The 18,081-nt window shown below is 73.1% G+C and carries 18 protein-coding genes; 8 read left to right on the top strand and 10 right to left on the bottom strand.

All coding sequences use genetic code 11. The features are described from left to right. Window positions 1-136: 136 nt before the first annotated feature. Window positions 137-1,456: an MFS transporter gene (locus AB0O67_RS02935; RefSeq protein ID WP_365445056.1), complete on the bottom strand. Its 1,320-nt coding sequence runs from the start codon at window positions 1,454-1,456 to the stop codon at window positions 137-139. Window positions 1,457-1,785: 329 nt separating this feature from the next. On the opposite strand from AB0O67_RS02935, the gene AB0O67_RS02930 reads away from it, so the two are divergent. Then, a complete protein-coding gene (locus AB0O67_RS02930) occupies window positions 1,786-1,980 on the top strand; it encodes a DUF2795 domain-containing protein (RefSeq protein ID WP_365445053.1) in 195 nt (64 codons plus the stop codon). A 164-nt stretch (window positions 1,981-2,144) separates the two neighbouring features. On the opposite strand, the gene AB0O67_RS02925 is transcribed toward AB0O67_RS02930, so the two are convergent. From AB0O67_RS02925 to AB0O67_RS02885, 9 genes are all read right to left on the bottom strand, one after another. Further along, window positions 2,145-2,987: a glycosyltransferase gene (locus AB0O67_RS02925; protein ID WP_365445087.1), complete on the bottom strand. Its 843-nt coding sequence runs from the start codon at window positions 2,985-2,987 to the stop codon at window positions 2,145-2,147. 177 nt (window positions 2,988-3,164) lie between these two features. Then, the gene (locus AB0O67_RS02920) at window positions 3,165-4,034 is read right to left on the bottom strand and encodes a glycosyltransferase family 9 protein (RefSeq protein WP_365445050.1); all 870 of its coding nucleotides are present in this window, start codon (window positions 4,032-4,034) and stop codon (window positions 3,165-3,167) included. Beyond that, entirely contained in the window at window positions 4,031-5,128 is a 1,098-nt protein-coding gene (locus AB0O67_RS02915) for an NAD-dependent epimerase/dehydratase family protein (protein ID WP_365445047.1), read from the bottom strand. The genes AB0O67_RS02920 and AB0O67_RS02915 overlap by 4 nt, the downstream gene beginning before the upstream one ends. Before the next feature lie 421 nt (window positions 5,129-5,549). Next, complete coding sequence (locus AB0O67_RS02910; protein WP_365445044.1) at window positions 5,550-5,744, bottom strand: hypothetical protein; 195 nt, start codon at window positions 5,742-5,744, stop codon at window positions 5,550-5,552. 127 nt (window positions 5,745-5,871) lie between these two features. Beyond that, a complete protein-coding gene (locus AB0O67_RS02905) occupies window positions 5,872-6,744 on the bottom strand; it encodes a phosphatidylinositol-specific phospholipase C/glycerophosphodiester phosphodiesterase family protein (protein ID WP_365445041.1) in 873 nt (290 codons plus the stop codon). Between the two features lie 209 nt (window positions 6,745-6,953). Then, entirely contained in the window at window positions 6,954-8,027 is a 1,074-nt protein-coding gene (locus AB0O67_RS02900; RefSeq protein WP_365445038.1) for an acyl-CoA dehydrogenase family protein, read from the bottom strand. Next, window positions 8,024-9,205: an acyl-CoA dehydrogenase family protein gene (locus AB0O67_RS02895; RefSeq protein ID WP_365445035.1), complete on the bottom strand. Its 1,182-nt coding sequence runs from the start codon at window positions 9,203-9,205 to the stop codon at window positions 8,024-8,026. Before AB0O67_RS02895 ends, AB0O67_RS02900 begins: the two co-directional genes overlap by 4 nt. Continuing rightward, window positions 9,202-10,173, bottom strand: coding sequence for an NADPH:quinone oxidoreductase family protein (locus tag AB0O67_RS02890; RefSeq protein WP_365445032.1), 972 nt, complete (start codon window positions 10,171-10,173; stop codon window positions 9,202-9,204). Before AB0O67_RS02890 ends, AB0O67_RS02895 begins: the two co-directional genes overlap by 4 nt. Window positions 10,174-10,299: 126 nt before the next feature. Then, window positions 10,300-10,872: an XRE family transcriptional regulator gene (locus tag AB0O67_RS02885; protein WP_365445029.1), complete on the bottom strand. Its 573-nt coding sequence runs from the start codon at window positions 10,870-10,872 to the stop codon at window positions 10,300-10,302. 77 nt (window positions 10,873-10,949) lie between these two features. On the opposite strand from AB0O67_RS02885, the gene AB0O67_RS02880 reads away from it, so the two are divergent. The 7 genes from AB0O67_RS02880 (at window position 10,950) to AB0O67_RS02850 (ending at window position 18,069) form a co-directional block, all read left to right on the top strand. Continuing rightward, window positions 10,950-11,888 carry an NAD(P)/FAD-dependent oxidoreductase gene (locus AB0O67_RS02880; protein ID WP_365445026.1) on the top strand — a complete coding sequence of 313 codons (939 nt, stop codon included), beginning with the start codon at window positions 10,950-10,952 and terminating at the stop codon, window positions 11,886-11,888. 29 nt (window positions 11,889-11,917) lie between these two features. Next, complete coding sequence (locus tag AB0O67_RS02875; protein WP_365445023.1) at window positions 11,918-13,456, top strand: ATP-dependent DNA ligase; 1,539 nt, start codon at window positions 11,918-11,920, stop codon at window positions 13,454-13,456. Further along, a complete protein-coding gene (locus AB0O67_RS02870) occupies window positions 13,453-13,923 on the top strand; it encodes an NUDIX domain-containing protein (RefSeq protein WP_365445020.1) in 471 nt (156 codons plus the stop codon). Before AB0O67_RS02875 ends, AB0O67_RS02870 begins: the two co-directional genes overlap by 4 nt. A 70-nt stretch (window positions 13,924-13,993) precedes the next feature. After that, a complete protein-coding gene (locus AB0O67_RS02865; RefSeq protein ID WP_365445017.1) occupies window positions 13,994-15,379 on the top strand; it encodes an NADP-dependent succinic semialdehyde dehydrogenase in 1,386 nt (461 codons plus the stop codon). A 25-nt stretch (window positions 15,380-15,404) separates the two neighbouring features. After that, a complete protein-coding gene (locus AB0O67_RS02860; protein ID WP_365445014.1) occupies window positions 15,405-15,641 on the top strand; it encodes a DUF6213 family protein in 237 nt (78 codons plus the stop codon). A 153-nt stretch (window positions 15,642-15,794) separates the two neighbouring features. Beyond that, a complete protein-coding gene (locus tag AB0O67_RS02855; protein ID WP_365445011.1) occupies window positions 15,795-16,853 on the top strand; it encodes a type III polyketide synthase in 1,059 nt (352 codons plus the stop codon). A 1-nt stretch (window position 16,854) separates the two neighbouring features. After that, window positions 16,855-18,069, top strand: a complete 1,215-nt coding sequence (locus tag AB0O67_RS02850) for a cytochrome P450 (RefSeq protein ID WP_365445008.1) — start codon at window positions 16,855-16,857, stop codon at window positions 18,067-18,069. Window positions 18,070-18,081: the final 12 nt, after the last annotated feature.

The following is an 18,081-nucleotide window of genomic DNA, read 5'->3' as shown; positions in this document are numbered from 1 at the left end:
CGCGATCTCCCGGCCCGCCCCCGGGGTCGTCGGGGTAGTGAGGCTAACCCCCGCGGGCGGGGGGGGCGGGGGGGGGGCCCGGGGGCCCCGCCCCCCCCCTCCGTCCGCTGAGGCCTCCGCCGGGCCGCCCGCTGCCTCAGGCAGCCGTGCCGAGCGCCGGCTGCGCTGCCGTCGCGTCGCGCTCGCCGGTCCGCAGCGGCACGGGCACCTGCGTGCGGCGCTTCCCCAGCAGATGGCCCGCACCCAGGGCGCCGGCGACGACCATGCCGCCGATCACCAGGGCGCCCCTGGCACCGGCGAGTTCCATCAGCAGGCCGAGCAGCGGCGGACCGGCAAGGCCCCAGCCCGTGCTGATGCTGCCCCACACACCGAGGACGCGGCCGCGCATGTGGGCGGGCGGGTCGGTCTGCAGGACGGTCGTGCCGGCGGTGTCCGAGACGGACTCCACGACGGCCATGGGCAGCACGAGCACGAGCAGGACGGCGACCGACGGCGACAGCCCCGCCACCGCCTGGAGCAGCGCGCCGACGGCGGCCAGGGCACCCACCAGCCGCACCGAGGGCTTGCGCAGCCGCGCGCCGAGCACGGCGCCGACGATGCCACCGACGGCGAGGACGGTCGAGACGGTGCCGAAGGCGCCGGCGCCGGCCGCGAGCGGGCCGGTGACGAGGACGGCGAGGGTCAGGCCGTAGTTCCGGCCGAACATCGCGCTGAGTCCGGTGATCCCCGCGAGAGCGACCAGCCTGGGGCGGCGCGCGAAGTAGGCGAGGCCCTGCCGCACGCTCATGTCCTGCGCCCGCCGTCGTGCCGCCGCCTCGGTGCCCTGCGGGGCGGGGACGACGTACTTGACCGCTGCGGCGGCGGGGCGCAGGAACGGGATGACCGAGGCGACGAAGAGGAACGACAGCCCGTTGGCGGCGTAGGCGGCGGCCGTGCCGAGGAAGCCGACCGCGATGCCGGCGAGCGCGGTGCCGGCAAGTCGGCCCGCACTGTGCACCAGCGAACCGACCCCGATCGCGGAGGGCACGTCCTCGGCGGGGACGAGGTCGTTGCCCAGCAAGGCGCAGGCGGGTCCGTCGACCGTGGCGATGGTTCCGGTGACGGCGGCCAGCACCAGCAGGACGGTCAGGTCGAGCCGGTCGGTCGCCACCAGCAGGGCCGTCACGAGGGCGACGACGCCGAGCAGCGCCTGGCTGACGAGGGCGGTGAGTTTCCGGGGCCAGCGGTCGACGGCGGCGCCGCCCGCCAGGCTCACCAGGAGCGCCGGCGCGGCCTGCACGGAGACGGACAGCCCGGCGGCCGCGGCCGACCCCGTGATCTGCAGCACCAGCAGGTTCTGCACGGTGAGCTGCATCCACGTTCCGGCGTTCGACACGAAGTTCGCGAGCGACCACCATCGCATGCTGCGGTACTTCAGGGACCGCCACGGCGAGCTGGAGCCGGCGGCGGAAGGCATGGAGGAGGCAGGAGAGGAAGGCACAGGAACACTCGGAGACAGGGGCGCGGTCGGCGCGGGAGCGGTCGTTCAATCCGGCTGAGCTCGGAACACCGGCTGCGCTGCGCGGCCGCTCCACCTGGATCTGGGCGTCGCCCATCGTGGCAGACGGAACGTGTGAGCCGGGACCGGCGCACAGACAGCGCGAAGATCCACGAAGGGCAACCGACCGTCGCGCTCCGGGATTTGCCGACGCATGTGCACTTGCTCACAGGTTCCTGCGCCCATTGCGTTATGCGACGCACGTCACGGGAACGCGGGAGCTGAAACCTCACCACAGTGGAGGAGTCATGGCTGGTATCAGCCCCCCGGATCTGCAGAAGGCCCTGTCCGGCGCGGAGTACCCGGCCGACCGCGAACAACTGGTCGAGGTCGCCCGGCACAACCACGCGCCCAAGGAGGTCACGGATCGGATCGAGCACCTCGGCAAGGAGCAGTACGAGAACCCGGCCGAGGTGAGCAAGGCAGTCTTCCGGAACGAGTGACACCCACACGGCCCTGGCGGCGGTCGGCCTTGCGCCCGGCCGCCGCTTCGTGTGACCGCGGCGCCTCTCGTGCGCGATCCGCCGCGGACGGTGACATCACGTGACGGGTTGTCAGTTTCGCACATGGCTCAGCGCCAACCGCGAACCTTCCGCTCGGGCACCGCTCACGGGGTCGCCCGGTCCAGCAGCCGGGCCGCTTGTTCGATGCGTTCGGGGAGCCTCTCCCGATGCCTCAGCGCCGCGGGGAGCCGCGCGAGGGCGCCGCGCAGGGCTGTTCCGGCCTCCCGTTCGCCACGAGCCGCTGCGGCGCAGAGGTGAGCGGTGTGCCGTAGCGCGACCTGCACGGGGCGGCGCAGCCATGCGGTGAGCAGGGCGTTGCGCAGTTGTGCGGCCGAGCGGCCGGGGCGCTCGCCGGGGTCGGGGTGGTGCAGGGCCGTCACCGTGGGCACATGGCTCACGCCCCAGCCGCGCGCCGCCAGATCGTAGGCGAGCAGGGTCTCCTCGCCGCCGAAGAACAGCACCGGGTGGTAACCGCCGGCCTCCAGGAACGCCTCGCGCCGGACCACCGCCGCGCAGGCGAGGAACCCCAGGACCGGTCGTCCGGGCAGGTCGGCGGCGGGCGGCAGCGGTGAGGCGGCGAGCACGGAGTTCAGCGGATCCTCGAGGGCGTCGGGGCCGACCAGGATCCGCGCGGCCACGAGGCCCAGGCGCGGGTAGGCGTCGAGGAGGTCGGCGGCTGCGTCCAGGGCGCCCGGCGCCCACCACGAGTCGTCGTCGCTGAAGGCCACGTAGGGCGTCGTGGCGTGCCGTACCGCGAGGTTGCGGCCCAAGGCGCCGGTGTTCTGCCCGGCGGCCAGGAGGTGCGCGGGCACCGGGTGCTGCCGTACGGCCTCCACCGTCCCGTCGACGGAGCCGTTGTCGACGACGACGATCTCCGGGTGTTCGGGCAGCGCGGCCAGCTGGTCAAGGGTGCGCAGGACACTCCGCCGCCGGTTGCGCGTGATCATCGCGACGGTGACCCGGCAGGGGCGCCGATCGTCCACGGCGGGCCATGGGACGACGACTTCGGCCACGGGGTCCTCCAGGTGAGGTGTCGGGAACGGCGGGCAACGGGCCTGGCCTCCCCCGCCCACGCGTACCGCCGGACGCACGGCGAGACCCCCCGCGATCTCCCACGCGCGCAGTCACGCGTCGGCCAGCTTCCGCACGGCACTCACCACCTCCTGTGCCGTGGCGTCGTCCCCGCCCGCCAGGACGGCCGGCACGCCGTAGGGGCCGCGCCGCTCGGGCGGCGGCACCGGAGGGACGAGCGAGACGACCGGCGTGCCGTTGGCCGCGGCGAGGTGGACCGCGCCGGAGGATCCGGCCACGACGACATCGGCGGCCCGCAGTACGCCGGACAGTTGCCGCGCGTCGGTTCGGCCGCCCAGGTCGACCGCCGTACCGCCGCTGACGTACCGGGTCACGGAGGTCTCCTCGGGGCCTCCGGTGACGACGACGCGGTGCCCCGCGTCGGCGAGCAGCGTGACGACCTCCGCGCAGCCGACGGGCGGGGATCCGGCGCCGGGGTGGACGACTACGTAGGGGCCGTTGCCGGTGAGGCCGACGGTGTCCGGCGCGGGCACCACGCGCAGCCGTCCGTCGTCTCCCGCTCGGGGGGCGAAGCCCATGGCCGCGGCCGCGTCGAGTGCCGCCTCGACGTCGTGCCGGCCCGGTGGCCGGGACGGGACGGTCCGGTCGGCGCCGGTACGGGGCACCTGCGCCCGGCTCAGCAGGTCCACGGCGGACGACGGGGTCTCCCCGTAGGGTGCGAGGACGAGGGCCACGTCGTAGGCCTCGTCCCGTAGCCGCCGGACGAGGGCGGCATCGTCGTCGAGCGGCGCCCCGGGCACTTCGAGTACCTCGTCGACGTGCGGCAACAGCCGCGCCGCGGGCACGCCACCGGGTTCGCACAGCACGGCCACCCGGCCGGCCCTGGCGGCCACCGCGCGCACCGCCGGTCCGGCCAGCAGCACTCCTCCGAAGCCGTCGAGTCGCACGACGAGGGCCTTCACGTGAGCCGCTCCCCCGCCGGCCTGCCCGGGTCACCGGCAACGCGCACGCCCGGCCCTTCCTCGGGGCCCGTCAAGGGACCGTCTGTCACCGCGTACTCGCCGCCATGTGAGCGCGGGCCCGCGAAGTGGTCGATCGTCCGCTGGAAACCTTCCTTCCAGGACACCGCGGGCGTCCAGCCGAACAGTTCGCAGGCGAACGACGGATCGGGGCGCCGCCGGGCGGGATCGGGGGAGTGAGCGGTGCCGAACTCCAGGCCCCCGCGGCAACCGGTCAGGTCGATCACCCGGCGGGCGATCTCCTGGACGGTCGTCTCGTCCCCGCCACCGATGTCGACGGGGCGCAGGGACCGGCTCGCGGCGACGCGCAGCACACCCTCGACCACGTCGTCGACATAGCACAGGGAGCGGGCGCCCGTCCCGTCGTCCTTCACGGTGACCGGCCCGCCCGCCAGGGACTGCGCGACGATGACCGGGATCGATCCAGGGCCGTCCGCGCGCATCCGCGGGCCGTAGGTGTCGAAGAGGCGCACGATTCCCGCGTCCGTGCCGTGCGCGACGGCGTACGCGGCCGTCAGGGCCTCGGAGAAGCGGGTGGTCACGTCGTACACCCCGCCGGGTCCGTCGGATTCGGCGTCGTCAGGCGCCTCCTCCGGCGTGGCAGGCCCCAGAGGGTCCCCGCGTACCCGCCCCGTCGAGGCGAGCAGGAACCGCGCCCCGGCCCGGGCCGCGACGGCCAGCGCGTTGCGGGTGCCGAGGCCGGCGGCGTCCAGCGCCTCCAGCGGGCGGTCCCGGCAGTCGGCCGGGGAGGCGGGTCCCGCGCAGTGCAGGACCAGGTCGTAGGGCCCGGCCAGCGCGTCCGGCACACCGAGGTCCGTCACGTCGAGTTCCAGGAACCGGAAGCCCGGCTGGCCGGCGAGGTGCCGGATGTTGTCCGCCGCGCCGGACGACAGGTTGTCCGCGCAGTCGACGCCGACACCGGCTTCGATCAGGCGTTCGCATAGATGCGAACCCAGGAACCCTGCTCCGCCGGTCAGCAGGGCTCGCCGCCAGGGGGGCCGCGTCGCGGGCACCGCAGAAATGGCCGTCGTCGTCATCAGCCCGACCTCCCTTCCGCCGCTGAGGCACATGCCCCCTCGTGCAGCCCCCGCGGTGTCCGCCGCCTTTCGGTGACGGCGGCCCGAGTGCCCCCGCCGGGTCCTTCATACTCGGCCGCCCGCAGCACCCGTGCCACACGAGCCTGCGCGAAGCGGTTCGTACGCGGCAGACGTTCGGGCTCGCCGCACTCGGGACACTCACCAGTGCGGCAACGGCCGAGGCGGCACCGGCAGACGCAGGACCGGTGATCATGCGGGGGAAGGTCGCGGTGGGCGGTCGTCCGGTGCGGCGGGTGCCGCAGCCGGCGGTGCACACGCCCCCGAGTACGCGACGGCCTGACGATCGCCGAGGTGGCGGAAATACGATGCGGCGGCCGGGCTCGGTGCATGCCTTCAGCCGACGATCAGGGACACAGGGACCTCACGGTCTGAGGCCGCTCACGATGTCGGCCGTGGCCGTGAGGCCGCTGTGGATGGTCGGGGCGATGCTCGAACCGGCGAGGTAGAAGCCGAGCAGCAGGCAGACGATCGCGTGCGTGAGCTTGAGCCCTCCGTTGCGCACGAAGATCACCGCCAGGATGAAGAGCAGCAGCACCACAGAGATGGAAATGGCCATCGTCAACCTCCTCCGCCACGTCCGCTTCGCGGCGTTCGGCCGCAAGTGTGGCGTAGCGGAGGGTTCCTCCGGGCGGCTGACCTGTCCCCCGAAAGTGTGGTGTCCGCGACCGGCGGGCGGGTGAGGGCTACGCCCGCTCGTGGGCGTCCAGGAACGCCTCCAGCCCGAGCAGGTCGTCGGTGTTGAGGAAATCGACGTCCGCGGCGAGCAACTCTGCCCACAGCGCGTCCCGTTCCGGCCCCGCGACGTCCGGAGTGGCCCAGAACCGCACCTTCTGCCCGCGCGAGTGCGCCGCCCGCATGATGCCGTGCAGCTTCTGCCGCTCGGCCGCCGGGAACTCGCCCGCGCCCCGCCAGCTGAAGTTCAGGGTCCAGTTGTCGCTGATCAGCGGGACGAAGGAGGCGGGCGCCGGGCTGCCGAGGTCCGCGAGCCGGCCGTCGTAGAAGGCGCGTCGCACCTTCTGCGCCTCCATCGGCCCACGCGCCGCCCGGTCGCCGGAGATGACGGCGGTGACCGGTCCCGGGAGCACCTTGCCGTGGGCGTACGTCGTGAACAGGTGCCGGTAGCGACGCAGATGACGGTCGAGTTCGCGGTAGGTCGAGGCGCCCTCGGTCTTGATGTCGATCAGCAGCTGGAGCGAGCCGCGGTGACCGCGGTGGACCGAGCCGCGGTTGGCCTTGACGCGGGCGGCGAGGGTGTCGAGGTAGAGGGACTCCAGGGTGCGGGCCGGATCGAGGTCCTCGGGGTCGTGGGCGACGAGGAGCTGGTCGCCGACCAGGTAGATGTCGGCCTCGACACTGCCGAAGCGGTGGTCGAGGGCGTCGAGCAGGGGCCGGGGGTGCTCGTAGTCGTTGTGCGCGTGGGCACGCCACAGCGGGCGCGGCGGGCGCGGGCGGGGCGTGCGGTCGTCCGCCAGCGCGCTCGCGCCGGGCAGGGCCACCGCGCCCGCGAGGGCGGCGCCGAAGGTGGTGAGGGCTCTGCGACGGGTGGTGAGGGCCATGCTCTGCCTCCCTGGTGTGGGCGGGGAACGGAACCTCAGCGAGTATGGGGTTCGCCGCCGCTCAACTGGCAGATGCCGGCGAGTGAGTTGGCCGGACCGCCGTCATGAGTTCACTTCACCGGCGTACAGGCACCGAAAAGCCCGCCCCAGGTGGGACGGGCTTTCCTCGGGGTTCCCGCGTGCTTCGGCGGCGCGTCTCCAGGTGTACGTCAGGGGGCCTGAAGGTCCACCAGCTCGGCAAGCGCCGTACGGTGGGCGCCCGCGGAGCCGTACGCGAGGGAGTCCGCCTTGGCTCGCTTCAGATACAGGTGTGCCGGGTGCTCCCAGGTCATCCCGAGGCCTCCGTGCAGTTGCAGCGCCTCCTCGGCGGCCCGCACGGCCACGGGCGCGGCGTACGCCTGGGCGACCGCCACGGGCACGTCGGCGTCCTCGCCGGTCGCCAGCGCGTCCGCCGCGCCGCGTGCCGCGGCCCGCAGGTGGACGACCTCCAGCCACCGCTGGGCGAGCCGGTGCTTGAGCGCCTGGAATCCGCCGACGGGCCGGTTGAACTGCTTGCGGTCCTTCAGGTAGCGGACCGTCTCGGTCAGCGCCCAGTCGGCGAGCCCGAGTTGCTCGGAGGCGAGCAGTCCGGCGCCGGCCCGCAGGGCGCGGCGGACGGCCGGTTCGGCCGCGCCGAGGCGACGGCCCGCAGCGCCGCTCAACGTGACGGTCGCCAGGGGCCGGGTGAGGTCGAGGGAGACCTGCGCAGTGACGGTCGCGGCCGAGGCGTCGACCGCGTACAGACCGCCGTCGTCCGCGGGCACCAGCAGCAGGCCGGCCCCCGTCGCGTCGGCGATGCCCGTCAACTCCCCGTGCAGCGCTCCGTTTTCGAGCCGTACGGTCTTGAAGGCGGCGCCGGGAGCGGTGTGCAGGGCGACGGCGAGCGCACCGACCAGCGTCGCGGACGCCAGCTGCGCCAGCAGGTCGTCGGCCCCGCACTCCAGCAGCGCCTCCGTCGCGACGACGGCACTCGTCAGGTACGGCACGGGCGCGACCGCTCGCCCGAGTTCCTCCAGGACGACGGCGGCTTCCCGGTGGGTGGCGCCCTGGCCGTCCAGCTCTTGCGGGACCAGCAGACCCGCGAGGCCCATGCCGTCGGTGAGCGTCTTCCACAGCGAGACGTCGTGCGGGGCGTCCGACTCGGTGCGCGCGATCACCCCGGCCGGGTCGCAACGGTCGGCGAGCAGGTCCCGCACCGCCGATCGCAGGGCCTCTTCCTCCTCCGAGTAGAGAAGATCGGTCATCGGGCCAGGTCCTTCCAGGCGACGTCCTTGTCGGTGCGCGGCTCGGAAGGCAGTCCGAGGACGCGTTCGGCGACGATGTTCAGCAGGACCTCGCTGGTCCCGCCCTCGATGCTGTTGCCCTTGGAGCGCAAATAGCGGTAGCCGGCGTCGCGGCCGGTGAAGTCCACCAGCTCGGGGCGGCGCATGGTCCAGTCGTCGTACAGGAGCCCTTCCTCCCCGAGGAGTTCGACCTCCAGGCCGCTGATCTCCTGGTTGAGGCGGGCGAAGGCGAGCTTCATGCCGGAGCCCTCGGGGCCGGGCTGGCCCGCGACGAGCTGCTGGCGCAGCCGTTCGCCGGTGAGCCGGGCGACCTCGGCCTCCACCCACAGGGTGAGCAGCCGCTGGTGGAGGTCGTGGGTGCGCAGTTCCGGGCGCTCGCGCCAGGTTGCGGACACGGGGCCGATCATCCCGCCCTCGCGGGGCAGTCGGATGCCTCCGATGGAGACGCGTTCGTTCATGAGGGTGGTCTGCGCGACGCGCCAGCCGTCGCCGACCTCACCGAGGCGACGCGCGTCCGGGATCCGGACGTCCGTGAGGAACACCTCGTTGAACTCGGCCTCGCCGGTGATCTGGCGCAGCGGCCGCACCTCGACGCCGGGGTCGGTCATGTCGCAGACGAAGTAGGTGATGCCCTGGTGCTTGGGGACGTCCGGGTCGGTGCGGGCGATGAGGATGGCCCAGCGGGCGACGTGCGCGCTGGACGTCCACACCTTCTGCCCGTTGACCACCCACTCGTCGCCCTCTCGCACGGCCCGGGTGCCGAGCGCCGCGAGGTCGGAGCCGGCACCGGGCTCGCTGAACAGCTGGCACCAGACCTCCTCCCCCACCCACAGGGGCCGCAGATACCGCTGCTTCTGCTCCCCGGTGCCGTAGCGCAGGATCGTCGGCGCGGCCATGCCCAGGCCGATGCCGATCCGCCGGGGGTCGTTGTCCGGTGCGCCCGCGGCCGCCAACTCGGCGTCGACCACCGCCTGGAGGGAGCGCGGGGCGCCCAGCCCGCCGAGCCCCTCGGGGTAGTGCACCCAGGCCAGCCCGGCGTCGAAGCGGGCTTTGAGGAAGTCGTCACGGTCCGTGGACGCGGGCGGATGCGCAGCCAGCAACTCCAGGGTCCGTCGGCGCAGTTCGGCGGCGTCGGTCATGCGGAGGCTCCGTTCTCCGGGACGACGGCGACGCGGCCGGTGGTCACTCCGTCGGCGACCCGCTGCACGGCGGCCGCGGCCCCGCTCAGCGGCACCCGCTCGCTCACCAGCGGCTTGATCGCGCCCCGGGCCGCCAGTTCGGTGAGCTGCTCGTGGCAGTGCTGGACCAGCTTCGGGTTCTTGGTGTTGTACAGGCCCCAGTGCAGGCCGAGGATCGCGTAGTTCTTCACCAGGGCGTGGTTGAGCGCGGGGCTCGGGATCGCGCCGCTCGCGAAGCCGACGACCACGATCCGGCCCTCGAAGGCGACCGTCTTGGCGGACTGGGTGTACGCGTCGCCGCCCACGGGGTCGTAGATCACGTCCGCGCCCCTGCCGCCGGTGGCCTCCTTGACCGCCGCGACGACGTCGTCGGCACGCCGGTCGATCACGACGTCGCAGCCCAGCTCACGGGCGACGGCGGCCTTCCCGGCGCCGCCCACGACGCCGATGACCGTGGCGCCGGCCGCCTTGCCGAGCTGGACGGCGGCGCTGCCGACCCCGCCGGCGGCGGCGTGGACGAGCAGCGTCTCGCCCGCCTCCAGCCGGGCCCGACGGTGCAGGCCGAACCAGCCGGTCTGGTAGCCGATGTGCAGAGCGGCTGCCTCGGCGTCGTCCAGGGCGTCGGGCGCGGGCAGCAGGGCGGCCGCGTCGGCGACGGCGTACTCGGCGAAACCGCCGTGGGGCAGCGCCGGGTTGGCGATCACGCGGCGGCCGTCCTCGGTCTCGCCGCAGATCTCCACGCCGGGCGTGAAGGGCAGCGGGGGCCGGACCTGGTAATGGCCCCGGCAGAGCAGGGCGTCCGGGAAGTTGATGTTCGCGGCCCGCACCTTCAGCAGGACCTGGCCGTCGCCGGGCGTGGGCGGCGCCACGTCGCCGAGGCGCATCACCTCGCTCGGCTCGCCGTTCTCGTGCACCTGCCATGCCTGCATGCGGGGCCTCCACGGGGGACTGCGTCGTCTGACCGGTCCTCCGCATACTAAGCGGTCGCTTGCCGCGCTGGGAACAGTCGGGTAGGTCACGCCTGCCCGGCAGCAAGAGGAAGACCGCCCGTCGCGTCACGCCTGCTTCGGCCGCGCCCGCACGTGCATCCGCTCCCCCTGCGGCCCGAACAGGCTCAGGAACTCCACCGGCCCCTCCCCCGTCGACCCGAACCAGTGCGGCACGCGGGTGTCGAACTCCGCGGCCTCCCCCGCCGCGAGCACCACGTCGTGCTCGCCCAGCACCAGCCGCAGCCGCCCGGACAGCACGTACAGCCACTCGTATCCCTCGTGGGTCCGCGGCTCCGGTTCGAGGGCGCGCTGCGGCTCCAGCACCTTGAACGCCTGGAGCCCGCCGGGCTGGCGGGTGAGCGGCCAGTGGACACGGCCGTACCTCTCGATCGGCTTGGACCGCACGCGCGGATCACCCACGGCGGGCGCGCCGACCAGCTCGTCCAGCGGCACCTGATGGGCCTGCGCGATCGGCAGCAGCAGCTCCAGGCTGGGCTTGCGCAGACCCGACTCCAGCCGGGAGAGCGTGCTCACCGAGATGCCGGTCGCCTCCGACAGATTGGACAGCGTCACCTCCCGCTCCTTGCGGATCCGCCGCAGCCGCGGCCCCACCCCTGCCAGCACGTCGTCGGTCGTCATGCCGCTATTGCAGATTCGGCAAACACATTTGTCAATCCCGCAGCGGTCGGGCGACTGTCTCCGTGGAGGTGGTCACCATGACCGGAACAACCGAGTCCTACGAAGTGGTCGTCATCGGCGGTGGCGCGGCGGGCCTGTCCGCCGCGCTCGTGCTGGGCCGGGCCAGGCGCCGCACCCTCGTCGTCGACGCGGGCGAGCCGCGCAACGCGCCCGCCGCGCACATGCAGGGATATCTGTCGCGGGACGGTATGTCGCCCGCCGAGTTCCTCGCGACCGGCCGGGAGGAGATCGCGCGGTACGGCGTGGAGCTGGTCCGGGACCGGGCGGTGGACGTCACCCGGGGCGAGGACTTCGCCGTCGAGCTGGCGGGCGGCCGGACCGTGCGCGCCCGGCGCCTGGTCGTCACCACCGGCCTCAGGGACGAACTGCCGGACGTGCCCGGCGTCGCCGAGCGGTTCGGCCGGGACGTGCTGCACTGCCCGTACTGCCACGGCTGGGAGGTCCGCGACCAGGCGTTCGGCGTCCTCGCCACCGGCCCGCAGAGCGTGCACCAGGCACTGATCGTCACCCAGTGGTCGAAGGACGTGACGTTCTTCCTGCACCGGGTCGCCGAGGACGACCTGTCCGACGACGACCTGCGCCGGCTCGCCGCGGCCGGGGTCAAGGTGGTGCCCGGCGAGGTCGAGGGCCTGGTCGTCGAGAACGACCGGCTCACCGGGGTGCGGCTGGCGGACGGCACGGCCCATGACCGGGAGGTGGTGTTCACCGCGCCCCGCGCCGTCGCCCGGACCGCTCTGCTGGAGCGACTCGGCGCCGAGCTGAACGAGACGCCGTTCGGCGCGTACGCCGTGGTGGACGCGACGGGTCTGACGACCGTGCCGGGCGTGTGGGCCGCGGGCAACGCCGTCGGCTTCGCCGAGCAGGTCGTGAACGCGGCGAGCGGCGGCTACCGCGCGGGCGCCACGATCAACGGCGAACTGCTGATGTCCGACCTCGACGCGGCCGTCCAGGTGTAGGCCCCGCGTCCCCGGTGCACCATGACTGCATGCTGCTGACCCGGCTCGCCGACGTGTCCCGGGAGGTCGCCGCCACCTCGGCGAGGTCCCGCAAGATCGCCCTGCTCGCCGAGTTGTTCCGGGACGCGGAGCCGGACGACGTGCCGGTCGTCATCCCGTACCTCGCCGGCCGGCTGCCGCAGGGCCGGCTCGGCATCGGCTGGAAGGTGCTCGGCCGCCGGGCCACGCCGGCCGCCGCGCCGAGCCTGGCCGTGCGCGAGGTGGACGCCCGCCTCACCGCGATCGGCGAGGTCGCCGGCACCGGCTCGCAGACCGAGCGGGCCCGCCTGGTCGACGAGCTGATGGGCGCCGCAACCGCGGACGAGCAGCGTTTCCTGATCGGCCTGCTCACGGGTGAGGTCCGGCAGGGCGCGCTGGAGGCGGTCGCCGTCGAGGGGCTGGCGCGGGCGACCGGGGCGCCCGCCACGGACGTGCGGCGGGCGGTGATGCTGGCCGGGTCGCTGCAGGACGTCGCCCAGGCGCTGCTCGCCGAAGGGCCCGAGGCCCTGGACCGCTTCCGCCTGACCGTGGGCCGCCCGGTGCTGCCGATGCTGGCGCACACCACGTCCTCGGTGACCGAGGCGATCGGCAAGCTCGGCGCCTGCGCGGTCGAGGAGAAGCTGGACGGCATCCGCGTCCAGGTCCACCGCGACGGCGACGACGTACGCCTCTACACCCGCACCCTGGACGACATCACCGACCGGCTGCCCGAGCTGACCTCGGCCGCGCGGGAGCTGCGCGGGGAGCGGTTCGTCCTGGACGGCGAGGTGATCGCCTTCGACGAGACCGGCCGGCCGCGTTCCTTCCAGGAGACGGCCGGCCGGGTCGGCTCCCGGGTGGACGTGACCACGGCCGCGCAGGCGGTCCCGGTCTCCCCCGTCTTCTTCGACGCACTGTCCGTCGACGGCCGCGACCTGCTCGACCTGCCGCTCGCCGAGCGGCACGCGGAGCTCGCCCGGCTGGTGCCCGAGCCGATGCGGGTGCGGCGGGCCGTGGTCTCCGGGCCCGACGACGTGCCCGCCGCGGAGGCGTTCCTCGCGGAGACCCTGCGCCGCGGTCACGAGGGCGTCGTGATCAAGGCGCTGGACGCGCCCTACAGCGCGGGGCGGCGCGGGGCCTCCTGGCTGAAGCTCAAGCCCGTGCACACCCTCGACCTGGTGGTCCTGGCCGCCGAGTGGGGCCACGGCCGCCGCACCGGCAAGCTCTCGAACCTGCACCTCGGCGCCCGCACGGCCGACGGCGGCTTCGCCATGCTGGGCAAGACGTTCAAGGGCATGACGGATGCCATGCTGGCCTGGCAGACCGAGCGGCTCCAGGAACTGGCCGTCGCGTCCGAGGGCTCCCTCGTGACCGTGCGCCCCGAGCTCGTCGTCGAGATCGCCTACGACGGCCTGCAGAGGTCCACCCGCTACCCGGCCGGCGTCACCCTCCGCTTCGCCCGCGTGCTGCGCTACCGCGAGGACAAGCGCCCGCAGGACGCCGACACCGTCGAGACCCTGCTGGCCGCGCACCCGGAGGTCCGCCCGTGAGGTCCCGGCGCAGCGCGGGCCTGCTGCTGTTCCGGCACACCGACGGCGGCCCGGAGGTGTTGCTGGGGCACATGGGCGGACCGCTCTGGGCCCGGCGGGACGCGGGCGCGTGGACCGTGCCGAAGGGCGAGTACGACCCCGAGGAGTCCGCCTGGGACGCGGCCGTCAGGGAGTTCCAGGAGGAGCTCGGGCTGCCGCCGCCGGACGGCGAGGCGGTGCCGCTCGGGGAGGTCCGGCAGAGCAGCGGCAAGATCGTCACGGCGTGGGCGGTGGAGGCCGACCTCGATCCCGGCTCCGTCACTCCGGGCACCTTCACCATGGAGTGGCCGCCGAGGTCGGGGCGCACCCAGGAGTTCCCGGAGCTGGACCGCGTCGCGTGGTTCGGGCTGGACCGGGCCCGCGAGGTGATCGTCAAGGCACAGTCCGCGTTTCTCGACCGACTGGCGGAGCACTCGTCCCGAGGATGACCCGTACGCGTTGCGGCGCCCACCGCCGCGCGGGAAGGTCGAAGCACAGCAGCTCCTCAGGAGGTCAGCCATGCCCATCGCGACGGTGAACCCGGCGAACGGCGAGACGATCAAGACGTACGAGGCCATGGGCGCGGAGGAGATCGAGCGCCGGATCCAGCTCGCCGAGGCCACGTTCCGCACCTACCGGGAGAGCGGCTTCGCCGACCGGGCACGGCTGCTGAACCGGGCCGCGGACCTCTTGGACGAGGACGAGCAGGACATCGCCCGCGTCCTGACCACCGAGATGGGCAAGCCGGTCAAGCAGGCCCGCGCGGAAGCCGCGAAGTGCGCCAAGGCGATGCGCTGGTACGCCGCGAACGCCGAGCGCCTGCTCGCCGACGAGGAGCCCGCCGAGTCCGACGTCAGGGACTCCGGCGCCTCCCGGGTCCACGTCCGCTACCGGCCGCTCGGACCGGTGCTCGCGGTGATGCCGTGGAACTTCCCCCTGTGGCAGGTGATCCGCTTCGCGGCGCCCGCGCTGATGGCGGGCAACGTCGGCCTGCTCAAGCACGCCTCCAACGTGCCCCAGACCGCCCTTTACCTGGAGGACCTGTTCCACCGGGCGGGCTTCACGGAGGGCTGCTTCCAGACCCTGCTCATCGGCTCCGGCGCCGTCGACGAGGTCCTGCGCGACGAGCGGGTCAAGGCGGCGACCCTGACCGGCAGCGAGCCCGCCGGGCGCGCGGTGGCCGCCACGGCCGGGGAGATGGTCAAGAAGACGGTGCTGGAGCTGGGCGGCAGCGACCCGTTCGTCGTGATGCCGTCGGCGGACATCGACAGGGCGGCGCAGGTCGCGGTGACCGCCCGGGTGCAGAACAACGGGCAGTCGTGCATCGCCGCGAAGCGGTTCATCGTGCACACGGACGTCTACGACGCCTTCGCCGAGCGCTTCACCGAGGCCATGAAGGCGCTGACGGTCGGTGACCCGATGGCCGAGGGCACGGAGGTCGGGCCGCTGGCCAGCGAGCAGGGCCGGGCCGACGTGGAGGAACTGGTGGACGACGCCCGGCGCAGCGGTGCGACGGTGCTGTGCGGCGGTGAGCGGCCCGAGGGGGACGGCTGGTACTACCCGCCGACGGTCCTCGCCGGCATCACCCGCGAGATGCGCATCCACCGCGAGGAGGCGTTCGGGCCGGTCGCCACGCTGTACCGGGCGGGCGACCTGGACGAGGCGGTGCTCATCGCCAACGACTCGCCCTTCGGACTGAGTTCCAACGTCTGGACGCGCGAGGAGGCGGATGTCGACCGGTTCGTTCGGGACCTGGAGGCGGGCGGTGTGTTCGTCAACGGGATGACCGCCTCCCACCCGGCGTTCCCGTTCGGGGGTGTGAAGCGCTCCGGGTACGGGCGTGAGCTGTCCGGGCACGGAATCCGCGAGTTCTGCAACATCACGACCGTATGGCACGGAGCGTGAGGGTTCCAGGGCTACGATCCCCTTTGTGAACCGCGAAGTGACCCTGCCTCTGATCGTCGACGACCGCGGTACCTTGCAGGTGGCCGCGTCCGACGTGAGCAAGCTGCTCCGCACGGTCGGCGGCCGGTGGCTGCGGCTCGTCGAGGCCGGGCAGGAGGGGCTCGACGAGGACACCGTGGCTGCGCTGACCATCGAGCTGGCCAAGCTGGCCGACCGTATCGACGTGGCCTGCATCGCGCACAGCAGTGGAGCCGGTTCGTAGCAAGGGTACCGAAAGCCGTCGTCGCCTGGACGGAGTAATCCCGCGAGAGATCGTGGCGCTCCCGGGTGATCGTGGGTTTACACCTTCTCGGAGGTGAACCACCTTCTGACCGGGGCTCAAGAGCCTTCCGGACGGCGAAAGCAGGCACGGTTCATGGCGACTTTGTGCAGACCCTCGGTGTCCGTTCCAGAACACGTGATCACGATGGAAGAGACGCTGGAGCTGGCACGCTCCCGCCACGCGGACCACCCCCAACTCCCGCTGGCCCTCAGGCTGATCGAGAACACCGGTGTGCGCACCAGGCACATCGTGCAGCCGATCGAGGAAACCCTCAAGCATCCCGGCTTCGAGGCGCGCAACAAGATCTACGAGTCCGAGGCCAAGGCCCGCGTACCGGCGGTCGTGCAACGGGCGCTCGACGACGCGGAGCTCCTCACCAGCGACATCGACGTGATCATCTACGTCTCGTGCACGGGCTTCATGATGCCCTCGCTCACGGCGTGGCTGATCAACGAGATGGACTTCTCCAGCACCACCCGCCAGATACCCATAGCCCAGCTGGGCTGTGCGGCGGGCGGCGCGGCCATCAACCGGGCCCACGACTTCTGTGTGGCCTACCCGGAGTGCAACGTGCTGATCGTGGCCTGCGAGTTCTGCTCGCTGTGCTACCAGCCCACCGACATCGGCATCGGATCGCTGCTGTCCAACGGCCTGTTCGGCGACGGCGTCGCCGCCGCCGTGGTCCGCGGCCGTGGCGGCACCGGCGTGCAGCTGGAGCGCAACGGCTCGTACCTGATCCCCAAGACCGAGGACTGGATCTCGTACGACGTCCGGGCCACCGGGTTCCACTTCCTGCTGGACAAGCGGGTGCCCGGCACCATGGAGCCGCTGGCTCCGGCCCTGCACGAGCTGGCGGGCGCCCACGGCTGGGACGCCTCCGACCTGGACTTCTACATCATCCACGCCGGAGGACCCCGCATCCTCGACGACCTCAGCAAGTTCCTGCAGGTCGAGCCGCACGCCTTCCGGTTCAGCCGGGCCACCCTCACCGAGTACGGCAACATCGCCAGCGCCGTCGTCCTGGACGCGCTGCGCAGGCTGTTCGACGAGGGCGGCGCGGAGCACCGGGCACGCGGCCTGCTCGCCGGGTTCGGGCCCGGCATCACCGCGGAGATGTCCGTGGGGCGCTGGCAGATCGACGAGTCGGCGTGACATGAGCCAGGAGACCCTCACCGGGACCGCGCTCCCCGTCCGGCAGTGGCCGGCACTGGATCTGGCCGGAGTCGACTTCGATCCGGTGCTGCGCGAACTGATGGACGAGGGGCCGGTCACCCGGGTCCGGCTGCCGAACGGCGAGGACTGGGCCTGGCTGGTCACCCGCCACGACGATGTGCGCAGGGTGACCAACGACCCCCGGTTCAGCCGTGCGGCGGTCATGGACCGGCAGGTCACGCGGCTCGCCCCGCACTTCGTGCCGGCTCGTGACGCGGTCGGTCTCCTCGACCCGCCGGACCACACCCGGCTGCGCCGATCCGTGGCCTCCGCGTTCACGGCGGGGGGCGTGGAGCGGGTGCGGGAGAAGTCCCGGCGGATGCTCGACGAGTTGGTGGACGGGCTGCTCGGGGGCGGCCCGCCCGCCGACCTCACGGCGGCGGTGCTGAGCCCGTTCCCGATCGCGGTGATCTGCGAGCTGATGGGCGTCCCGGCCGCCGACCGGCAGAGCATGCACGACTGGACGCAGCTGATCCTGTCCGCCACGCACGGCGCAAACGTCAGCGAACGGGCCAGGGACGAGATGGGCGACTACTTCGCCGATCTCATCGGACTCAGGGAGAACAGCACGGGCGAGGACGTCACGTCCCTGCTCGGCGCCGCCCTGGGCCGGGGCGAGATCACGTTGGGGGAGGCCGTCGGCCTCGCCGTGCTGGTCCAGATCGGCGGCGAGGCGGTCACCGGCAACAGCGGGCAGATGTTCTACGTCCTGCTCACCCGGCCGGACCTCGCCGAGCGACTGCGCGCCGAGCCGGGAATCCGCGCCCAGGCCGTCGACGAGCTGCTGCGCTGGATCCCGCACCGCAACGCCGTCGGCCTGTCCCGGATCGCCATGGAGGACGTGGAGATCCAGGGCCGGCTGATCCGCGCGGGCGACGCGGTCTACGTGTCGTATCTCGCGGCGAACCGGGACCCGGACGTGTTCCCCGACCCCGGGACGATCGACTTCACCCGTGAGCCCAACCCGCATCTGGCGTTCGGCTTCGGGCCCCACTACTGCGTGGGCGGCATGCTGGCGAAGCTGGAGTCCGAGCTCCTGGTCGACGCCCTGCTCGACCGGGTGCCGGGCCTGCGGCTGGCCGTGCCGCCCGAGGAAGTGCCCTTCAGGAAGGGCGCCTTGATCCGAGGGCCGCTGGCCCTGCCCGTGACCTGGTGAGGTGAGCACACG

The organism is Streptomyces sp. NPDC086077 (assembly GCF_040686175.1).
Classification (GTDB): Bacteria; Actinomycetota; Actinomycetes; order Streptomycetales; family Streptomycetaceae; genus Streptomyces.
This window is presented reverse-complemented; position numbering and strand designations above follow the sequence as displayed.

What these genes read in the sequence shown, in the direction of transcription:
- AB0O67_RS02915 (WP_365445047.1), bottom strand. Translation starts at nt 5,128, where the DNA reads ATGACGACGACGGCCATTTCTGCGGTGCCCGCGACGCGGCCCCCCTGG.
- AB0O67_RS02885 (WP_365445029.1), bottom strand. Translation starts at nt 10,872, where the DNA reads ATGACGACCGACGACGTGCTGGCAGGGGTGGGGCCGCGGCTGCGGCGG.
- AB0O67_RS02895 (WP_365445035.1), bottom strand. Translation starts at nt 9,205, where the DNA reads ATGACCGACGCCGCCGAACTGCGCCGACGGACCCTGGAGTTGCTGGCT.
- AB0O67_RS02910 (WP_365445044.1), bottom strand. Translation starts at nt 5,744, where the DNA reads ATGGCCATTTCCATCTCTGTGGTGCTGCTGCTCTTCATCCTGGCGGTG.
- AB0O67_RS02935 (WP_365445056.1), bottom strand. Translation starts at nt 1,456, where the DNA reads ATGCCTTCCGCCGCCGGCTCCAGCTCGCCGTGGCGGTCCCTGAAGTAC.
- AB0O67_RS02855 (WP_365445011.1), top strand. Translation starts at nt 15,795, where the DNA reads ATGGCGACTTTGTGCAGACCCTCGGTGTCCGTTCCAGAACACGTGATC.
- AB0O67_RS02865 (WP_365445017.1), top strand. Translation starts at nt 13,994, where the DNA reads ATGCCCATCGCGACGGTGAACCCGGCGAACGGCGAGACGATCAAGACG.
- AB0O67_RS02880 (WP_365445026.1), top strand. Translation starts at nt 10,950, where the DNA reads ATGACCGGAACAACCGAGTCCTACGAAGTGGTCGTCATCGGCGGTGGC.
- AB0O67_RS02875 (WP_365445023.1), top strand. Translation starts at nt 11,918, where the DNA reads ATGCTGCTGACCCGGCTCGCCGACGTGTCCCGGGAGGTCGCCGCCACC.
- AB0O67_RS02890 (WP_365445032.1), bottom strand. Translation starts at nt 10,173, where the DNA reads ATGCAGGCATGGCAGGTGCACGAGAACGGCGAGCCGAGCGAGGTGATG.
- AB0O67_RS02900 (WP_365445038.1), bottom strand. Translation starts at nt 8,027, where the DNA reads ATGACCGATCTTCTCTACTCGGAGGAGGAAGAGGCCCTGCGATCGGCG.
- AB0O67_RS02925 (WP_365445087.1), bottom strand. Translation starts at nt 2,987, where the DNA reads ATGATCACGCGCAACCGGCGGCGGAGTGTCCTGCGCACCCTTGACCAG.
- AB0O67_RS02905 (WP_365445041.1), bottom strand. Translation starts at nt 6,744, where the DNA reads ATGGCCCTCACCACCCGTCGCAGAGCCCTCACCACCTTCGGCGCCGCC.
- AB0O67_RS02930 (WP_365445053.1), top strand. Translation starts at nt 1,786, where the DNA reads ATGGCTGGTATCAGCCCCCCGGATCTGCAGAAGGCCCTGTCCGGCGCG.
- AB0O67_RS02850 (WP_365445008.1), top strand. Translation starts at nt 16,855, where the DNA reads ATGAGCCAGGAGACCCTCACCGGGACCGCGCTCCCCGTCCGGCAGTGG.